The sequence below is a fragment of the Pseudomonas sp. 22072 genome (assembly GCF_052046095.1).
Lineage (GTDB): Bacteria > Pseudomonadota > Gammaproteobacteria > Pseudomonadales > Pseudomonadaceae > Aquipseudomonas > Aquipseudomonas paracarnis.
Genome location: NZ_JBQEQE010000027.1, coordinates 34,537 through 41,125, shown reverse-complemented (window position 1 = coordinate 41,125; position 6,589 = coordinate 34,537). Strand labels below are relative to the sequence as shown.

At 58.6% G+C, this 6,589-nt stretch carries 6 protein-coding genes; 1 reads left to right on the top strand and 5 read right to left on the bottom strand.

All coding sequences use genetic code 11. The features are described from left to right. Positions 1-50 precede the first annotated feature (50 nt). The 3 genes from def to ACTJLA_RS22595 form a co-directional block, all read right to left on the bottom strand. Positions 51-590 carry a peptide deformylase gene (gene def / locus ACTJLA_RS22605; protein ID WP_034128513.1) on the bottom strand — a complete coding sequence of 180 codons (540 nt, stop codon included), beginning with the start codon at positions 588-590 and terminating at the stop codon, positions 51-53. After that, entirely contained in the window at positions 587-1,540 is a 954-nt protein-coding gene (locus tag ACTJLA_RS22600) for a YihY/virulence factor BrkB family protein (protein WP_032895581.1), read from the bottom strand. Before ACTJLA_RS22600 ends, def begins: the two co-directional genes overlap by 4 nt. Positions 1,541-1,721: 181 nt before the next feature. Further along, a complete protein-coding gene (locus ACTJLA_RS22595) occupies positions 1,722-1,907 on the bottom strand; it encodes a CsbD family protein (RefSeq protein WP_003193737.1) in 186 nt (61 codons plus the stop codon). A gap of 201 nt (positions 1,908-2,108) precedes the next feature. On the opposite strand from ACTJLA_RS22595, the gene ACTJLA_RS22590 reads away from it, so the two are divergent. Further along, complete coding sequence (locus tag ACTJLA_RS22590) at positions 2,109-2,486, top strand: hypothetical protein (protein WP_003193739.1); 378 nt, start codon at positions 2,109-2,111, stop codon at positions 2,484-2,486. A 162-nt stretch (positions 2,487-2,648) separates the two neighbouring features. On the opposite strand, the gene fadD1 is transcribed toward ACTJLA_RS22590, so the two are convergent. Then, complete coding sequence (gene fadD1 / locus ACTJLA_RS22585; RefSeq protein ID WP_440842164.1) at positions 2,649-4,340, bottom strand: long-chain-fatty-acid--CoA ligase FadD1; 1,692 nt, start codon at positions 4,338-4,340, stop codon at positions 2,649-2,651. A gap of 381 nt (positions 4,341-4,721) precedes the next feature. After that, a complete protein-coding gene (gene fadD2, locus ACTJLA_RS22580; RefSeq protein WP_440842163.1) occupies positions 4,722-6,410 on the bottom strand; it encodes a long-chain-fatty-acid--CoA ligase FadD2 in 1,689 nt (562 codons plus the stop codon). Positions 6,411-6,589: the final 179 nt, after the last annotated feature.

Here is a 6,589-nt window from a genome sequence, read left to right as displayed (position 1 = left end):
ATCGCAGGCAAGCCAGCTCCCACAGTTGAACTGTGAGTGTGTCAGAAGGGCTATTCGTCAGCCGTTGGGTCCAGCTCCGGGAACATCACTTCAATAAATCCGAATTTGCTGAAGTCGGTAATCCGCGAGGGGTACAGCCGGCCGATCAAATGGTCGCACTCATGCTGCACCACCCGCGCATGGAAGCCGTCGGCAAAACGTACGATCGGCTCGCCTTTGGGGTCGAACCCTTCGTAGCGGATCTGCTGGTAACGGTTCACGGCGCCGCGCAGGCCGGGCACTGACAGGCAACCCTCATAGCCCTCTTCCTGCAGCGGGCTGAGCGGTGTGATCAGCGGGTTGATCAAGATGGTCTGCGGCACAGGCGGCGCGTCCGGGTAGCGTTCGCTGGCCTCGAAACCGAAGATCACCAGTTGCAGGTCCACGCCAATCTGCGGCGCCGCCAGGCCAACGCCGCCCACGTGCTCCATGGTCTGGAACATATCGTCGATCAGTTGCCACAACTCCGGGCTGTCAAACATCTCCGGCGGCACCGGCGGGGCGATACGCAGCAGGCGCTCGTCGCCCATTTTCAGGATTTCACGGATCATTGTTCAGGCTCGGTCATGGGCTTGGAGTGGTCCCGGCCTAGGCCTGAGACGTGTTGTTTTTCATCGGTGTGGCCCGGCTCGCCTATTTCCTTCTCACCGGGGTCCTTGCCCTCGGCAGACATATGCTCGATCACCGCGTTCATCTCCGCGCCCAGCAGCAGTACGGCGGCAGAGATGTAGAAATACAGGAGCAAGACAATGATCGCACCGATACTGCCATACATGGCGTTGTAGTCCGCGAAGGTCTTGACGTAGTAGCCAAAGCCCAGGGAGGCGACGATCCATACCACCACGGCCAAGACGGAGCCGGGGGTGATAAAGCGAAATTCCTGCTCGACGTCCGGCATCACGTAGTACATGAGGGCCACGGCGAACATCAGCAAGATCACAATCAGCGGCCAGCGCAGGATGGTCCACAGCGTGACCACGAATTCCTGCATGCCAATCTGCCCGGCCAGCCACTCCATGACTTGCGGGCCCAGCACCATCAGCGCGGCGGCCGCCAGCAGCATGCCGGCGATACCCACGGTGTAGAAAATCGACAGCGGGAAACGCTTCCAGATCGGCCGACCTTCAACCACATCGTAGGCGGCGTTCATGGCGCTCATCATCAGGCGCACGCCCGCAGAGGCCGTCCACAGGGCGATAACGATACCCACCGAGAGCAAGCCGCCCTTGGACTGCTGCAACTGATCGATCACCGGGTTGACCTGTTCCAGCGCCTGGGGTGGCAACACCAGCTCCGATTGCAGGCGCAGCCAACTGAAGAAGTCGGGCAAATGCAGGAAGCCGATCAGGGCAATGAGGAACAGCAGGAACGGAAACAAAGAGAACAGCATCTGGTAGGCCAGTGCCGAGGCGTAGGTAGGCATCTCGTCATCGACGAATTCCTTGATGGTGCGTACCAGCACCTTGTGCAGCTTGAGACCATCGAGTACTGGAAAAAGCATAGCGTCTCCTTTCGCCGCAAAAGAGGTTGAGTTCGTGGGCGACTCAGGGGCCGTTTTCTACATCAAAGTAGCCCATTTGGCGACTTTGAAACAATTTCGAAAGTTTAGTTGCAGCACCGGATACAAAAACGGCCATCCGTGGATGGCCGTCGGGCTGCTGGGGTCAGCCAGCCAGGACGTGTTACTCAGTGGCTTTTTTCACTGCGTCCTTGGTCTTGCCCACTGCTTGCTGAGCTTCGCCTTTTTTCTCTTGGATCACGCCTTCAGCACGCAGCTTGTCATTGTCTGTGACTTTACCGACGCCTTGCTTGATGTTACCGACAGCTTCGTTCGCCAAGCCCTTTACCTTATCGGAAGTGCTGCTCATGGTATTACTCCTGATAACAATCAAATGGTTTTTGGTCACTACGTAGCGGTTGACCCGAAGCGCAACGGCAGAGTTTCAATTATTTTTGCGCAAGCATTTCATCGAAAGCGGCAGGTTTGGCTTTATGTTTTGCAGCCAACCCACGAGAATGCCCGGCACATTCAGGCTGCAACGCTGGATAACAGATCCCGTAGGAAGGTTATGAAACTCAATAAAGCACAGGCCATTGCCCGCAGAAACCAGGAACTGGGCGGTGCCGTACTCGGCGTCAACAACTGCCACTTCACCGACCTGGACCGCAAACGCAACATCTGGTGGTTCGACCTGCCGGTGGGGCGTATTGCCGTGGGCCAGTACGAGTGGATCCACCTGTTGATGCACAACGCCGACACCGACCAGTTGCTGCACCTGAAGGTGCCGACCGTGTTCCTGCGTGAAAAACTCGAAGGGCTGGTGGTACGCAATGCGGGCAAGCGCAAGCCGGAGATTACCCTGGAGCTAAGCGCGGATAAGGACTCGTTCTTGAAGGACGTACGCCCCGCCGGTGCGGGTGTGAGCTTCGCGCAGTTCGCGTTGTAAGCCCGGTAACCCTGTGGGAGCGGGCTTGCCCGCGATGGCAGTGAGTCAGGCGATACAGCAATGGCTGCTGTAGCGCTATCGCAGGCAAGCCAGCTCCCACGGGGGTAAGTGTTTCGCCAGCGCCCTCATAAAAAACCCCGCATCGGCGGGGTTTTTTATGGGTTACTTTTTAAGACCGAGTTTCTTCAGTTCTTCATCACGCAATTCACGCCGCAGGATCTTGCCCACGTTGGTGGTCGGCAGCGCATCACGGAACTCCACGGCCTTGGGCACTTTGTAGCCGGTGACGTTGGCGCGCATGTGCTCCATCACCTGGTCCTTGGTCAGGGTAGCCCCTGGCTTGACCACGATGAACAACTTGATGTGCTCGCCGGATTTTTCATCCGGTACGCCGATAGCCGCACACTGCAGCACACCCGGCAGGCCCGCCAGCACGTCTTCCAGCTCGTTGGGGTAGACGTTGAAGCCGGAGACCAGAATCATGTCCTTCTTGCGGTCGACGATACGCATGTAGCCGTCTGGCTGGATGATCGCGATGTCGCCGGTCTTCAGCCAACCCTCGCTGTCAAGCATCTCGTCGGTAGCTTCCTGGCGCTGCCAGTAGCCCTTCATCACTTGCGGACCTTTCACGCACAACTCGCCAGTTTCGCCCAGTGCAAGCTCGGTACCGTCGTCGGCGATGACTTTACACGCGGTGGAAGGCACCGGAATGCCGATGGTGCCGATCTGGATGTGCTGGATCGGGTTGACCGTGGCCACCGGGCTGGTTTCGGTCATGCCGTAGCCTTCGCAGATCGCGCAGCCGGTCACGGCCTTCCAACGCTCCGCCGCCGCCAGCTGCAACGCCATGCCGCCCGATAGGGTGACCTTCAGCGCAGAGAAGTCCAGCTTGCGGAAACCTTCGTTGTTGCACAGTGCCACGAACAGGGTGTTGAGGCCGACGAAGCCGCTGAACTTCCACTTCGACAGTTCCTTGACCATCGTCGGCAGGTCGCGCGGGTTGCTGATCAGGATGTTGTGGTTGCCGATCAGCATCATCGCCATGCAATGAAAGGTGAAGGCATAGATGTGGTAGAGCGGTAGCGGCGTGATCAGGATCTCGCAGCCTTCATTGAGGTTGGAGCCCATCAGCGCCTTGCATTGCAGCATGTTGGCGACGAGGTTGCGGTGGGTCAGCATCGCGCCCTTGGCCACGCCGGTGGTACCGCCGGTGTATTGCAACACGGCCACATCGCCGCTGGCCGGGCTGGCATCGTTGACCGGCTGGCCATGGCCCTTGGCGAGTACGTCGTTGAACTTGATGGCCTGGGGCAGATGATAGGCCGGGACCATTTTCTTTACGTATTTGATCACGCTGTTGATCAGCACGCGCTTGAACGGCGAGAGCAGGTCGGCAACTTCGGTGACGATCACGTGCTTGACGGCGGTCTTGGGCACGACTTTTTCAGCCAGGTGCGCCATGTTGGCCAGGCAAACCAGGGCCTTGGCCCCCGAATCATTGAATTGGTGTTCCATCTCCCGCGCGGTATACAGCGGGTTGGTGTTGACCACGATCAGGCCGGCGCGGATCGCACCGAATACAGCGACGGGGTATTGCAGAACGTTGGGCAGTTGCACGGCGATTCGATCGCCAGGCTTCAAATCGGTATGCTGTTGCAGATACGCGGCGAATGCGCCGGACAATTCGTACAGTTCACCGTAGGTGATTGTCTTGCCCAGGTTGCTGAAAGCCGGTTTGTTGGCGAAGCGCTGGCAGGACTGCTTCAGTACCGCCTGAATATTCGGATACTCGTCTGGATTGATCTGTGCAGCAATCCCGGCGGGGTACTTATCCTTCCAAAAGTCTTCATTCATGGAAGCCCACTCCTCAGCGACGCGAATTCATCATCGCATTTGATGCGATTATTATTGGTGTATGTTTTTAGGTGAGTCTGGCGCTTTCAAGCAGGCCTAGAAGTCACAAAGCGCGCCGAGAGTAGCAGCTTTGCCAAGGGCCGCCTAGAGCCAAAAGAGGCCCCTACAGTCATAAACATGACTCAAGAACATCCAATGGTCACTTTTAGAGCAAAAATTCTATAACTCCAGAAATGGCTCTAGAACAGGCTCTCACGGGCGAAAAATACAGTGTGGGAGCTGGCTTGCCTGCGATAGCGATGGATCAGTCAATTCAACAGGCGACTGAAACACTGCTATCGCGGGCAAACCAGCTCCCACATTTTTGTACCCTATTTCAATTCAAGCGATGTCGCGCAGCTCCCGGCGCAGAATTTTCCCCACCGGCGTCATCGGCAACGACTCTCTCAACACAATATGCTTGGGCACCTTGTACCCCGTGAAGTTGGCCTTGCAGTACGCCTTCAGTTCCTCGAGGCTCACCCCCTGGGCCCGTGCCACCACGAACAGCTTCACCGCCTCCCCCGTGCGCTCGTCCGGTACGCCGATCACGGCGCAGTTGGCCACGGCCGGGTGGGCCATGATCACGTCTTCGATTTCGTTGGGGTACACGTTGAAACCCGAGACGATGATCAAATCCTTCTTGCGATCCACAATACTGATGTAGCCATCGGTGTCGATCACCGCAATATCACCGGTCTTCAACCAGCCATCGGCGTCCAGGGTTTCGGCGGTGGCGGCCGGTTGCTGCCAGTAGCCCTTCATCACTTGTGGGCCCTGGATGCACAGCTCGCCGCGCTCGCCCAACGGCAGTTCTTGCCCCAGCTCATCCACGACCTTCATCGCCGTACCCGGCACCGGGATGCCCACGGTACCCAGGCGCGACAGGCCGCCGTAGGGGTTGGTACTGGCCACTGGCGAGGTTTCGGTGAGGCCGTAGCCTTCGCCGATGGCGCAGCCGGTCACCGCTTTCCAGCGTTCCGCCGTGGCCTTGACCAGGGCGGTGCCGCCGGAGTTGGTAATCTTCAGGTGGGAGAAATCCAGGGTCTTGAAATCCGGGTGGTCCATCAGCGCCACAAACAGTGTGTTGAGCCCCAACAGGCCGGAGAACTGCCACTGTTTGAGCTCCTTGATAAACCCGCCGATGTCCCGTGGGTTGGTGATCAGCACGTTGTGGTTACCGGAGACCATCATGCACATGCAATTGGCCGTGAATGCATAGATGTGGTACAGCGGCAGCGGTGCAATCATCACCTCCTGCCCTTCCTTGATCAGCGGATGGCCGTCGTCGCCCAGTTGCGACATGCACGCCCGCACTTGCTGCATGTTCGCCACCAGGTTGCCGTGAGTGAGCATCGCGCCCTTGGCCAGCCCAGTGGTGCCGCCGGTGTATTGCAGCACGGCGACGTCGTCCAGGGTCACCGGATGGCGCGTCACTCCAAGGCCCGCGCCCATGCGCAGGGCGCGCTTGAACGAAACCGCCCGCGGCAGGTGGTAGGCCGGGACCATCTTCTTGACTTTGTCGACCACGGTGTTGACCAGCCAGCCTTTGGCGGCGGGCATGAAATCGCCCATCCTGGCTTCGATCAGGTAGTCGATGTCCGTGTCGGTGCATACCTCCTGCACACGTGAACCGAACAGGTTGAGGTAGACCAGCGCCCGCACACCGGCATCCTTGAACTGATGGCGCATCTCGCGCGGCGTATAAAGCGGGTTGGTGTTGACCACGATCAGCCCGGCGCGCAGTGCGCCGAACACCGCAACCGGGTAATGCAGCACGTTGGGCAGCTGCACCGCGATGCGCTCGCCGGGCTTGAGGTCGGTGTGCTGCTGCAGGTAACCGGCAAACGCCGCACTCTGGCGCTCAAGCTCGGCGTAGGTGAGGGTAATGCCCATGCTGCTGAATGCCGGACGGTCGGCAAAGGTCTTGCAGGAACGCTCGAAGACCTCGATCACCGACTTGTAGGTGCTGAGGTCGATGGCATTGGGGACTCCCGCCGCGCGTTTGTCATTCCAGAAATCAGGTTGCATTATTCTTGTCCTCTTTACCTGAGTGTGTCCGGCCGCTGCCATGCAGATGTGCAGCAATAAGAAGCGGAGCTTTGGGGAAGTTAGCAGCTATGGCCAAACAGGCAAGACGCTGAACTGTGTCATTGATTGTATGAATCTTGTACCTAAGGCGTAGGCAGATACCCCGCCCCACGCCGGAT